The sequence below is a fragment of the Dietzia sp. DQ12-76 genome (genome assembly GCF_014145045.1).
Taxonomy (GTDB): Bacteria; Actinomycetota; Actinomycetes; order Mycobacteriales; family Mycobacteriaceae; genus Dietzia.
The window spans coordinates 1-1,532 of record NZ_JAALDV010000542.1 but is presented as its reverse complement, the minus strand read 5'-3'; the positions used below and the strand labels follow the sequence as shown (position 1 = coordinate 1,532).

The window sequence follows — 1,532 nt, the reverse complement described above, 5'->3', positions numbered from 1 at the left end:
TGAGCCGATCCGGTATGCCGAACTCGCCGGCCGGCTGGGCGTCGGGGCGGGGGAGCGGACCGACCCCGCGCTGGTGCGGCGCACCGTGCTCGAGCTGCGCCGGGGCAAGGGCATGGTGCTCGACGACGACGACGCCGACACCTGGAGCGCCGGGTCCTTCTTCACCAACCCGGTGGTCCCCGAGGACAGGCTCCCGGGGGTGCGGTCCCGGGTCTCCGACCGGCTCGGAGCCGAGCTGGCGGCGCAAATGCCCGCGTTCGCGGCGGCGGGAGGGGTCAAACTCTCCGCGGGCTGGCTGATCGAGCGGGCCGGGTTCGGCAAGGGGCATCCCTCGTCGTCGTCCCCCGCCCGACTGTCCACCAAGCACACGCTCGCGCTGACCAACAGGGGCTCGGCCACCGCCGAGGACGTGATCGCGCTGGCGCGCGAGGTCCGCGACGGCGTCATCGAGGCGTTCGGCGTGGAGCTGCACCCCGAGCCGGTGTGGGTGGGCTGCAGCATCTGAGCCGCCTCTCGCCACTGCGCCTCTCGCCACTGCGCCGCTCGCCGTGGCGCCGCTACCAGACCCTGTCCGTGACCACTGCCGCGTGGCACCCCGGCCCCCACCGATCCGGTTGACCCTGGCACGCTGGGGTATGGCCTCCTAGTGTTGACCCGGCCCGCCCCGCCCCATCCCGCGCGCCCGCTCCGGCGCCACAGTCCCATCTGGAGATTCGCCCGTGGACCTCTTCGCCTATCCGGTGTCGCTCGTCATGAAGTTCTGGCACTGGGTGCTCAGCTTCGTGTTCGACCCTGGTTCCGGGATCGCCTGGGTGGGCTCGGTGCTGCTGCTCGTGGTGACCGTGCGGCTGCTGCTCATGCGGTCGATGTACCGGCAGCAGTACTCCATGCGCAAGATGGCGCAGATCGCTCCCAAGATGAAGGAGCTGCAGAGCAAGTACAAGGATCGCAAGAGTCCCGAGGACCGCCAGGAGCAGGCCAAGGAGATGCAGGCGCTGTACGCGGACGCCGGCGTCAACCCCCTGGCCGGGTGCCTGCCGCTGCTCGTGCAGATCCCCGTGTTCCTCGGCCTGTACTACGTTCTGCTCAACTTCTCCCCGCGCGGCGTCTCGATCGAGGAGGCCTCCACCATGACCAACGGGGCGTTCGGCCCCGACCAGGTCGCCTCCTTCCTCAACGCCGAGATCTTCGGGGTGCCGCTCGCCTCCTACATCCGGATGCCGCAGGACGTCATGGACTCCCTGCACCCCGGGTTGGTGCGCGAGGACATCCTCGTCCTGGCCGTGCCGCTGTTCGTGCTCGCGGGCATCGCGACCTTCGTCAACATGTGGAACTCCTTCCGGCGGCAGAAGGCGGCCAAGGCGGCCGAGCAGGAGGCGATCGCCCGGGTGGAGGCCGAGGAGAAGGCAGGCGGGCCGGTCGTCGACGGGGAGGTCCTCGAGGTCGACGGGGAGAAGCCCGCGGACCCCGCCAGGTCCGACGACGCGGCAGGCACCCCGGGGACTCCCGCCACGGCCGGCGCGGCGGGTTCT

2 protein-coding genes are annotated in these 1,532 nt (G+C 71.0%); both read left to right on the top strand.

The genetic code is table 11. The annotated features are described in order from the left end of the window. Window positions 1-505, top strand: a 505-nt coding sequence (locus G6019_RS16370) for a UDP-N-acetylmuramate dehydrogenase (RefSeq protein ID WP_182628065.1), incomplete at its 5' end; no start/stop codon positions are given. 214 nt (window positions 506-719) lie between these two features. After that, on the top strand, window positions 720-1,532 hold an 813-nt coding region (gene yidC, locus G6019_RS16365; RefSeq protein WP_309230336.1), incomplete at its 3' end, for a membrane protein insertase YidC.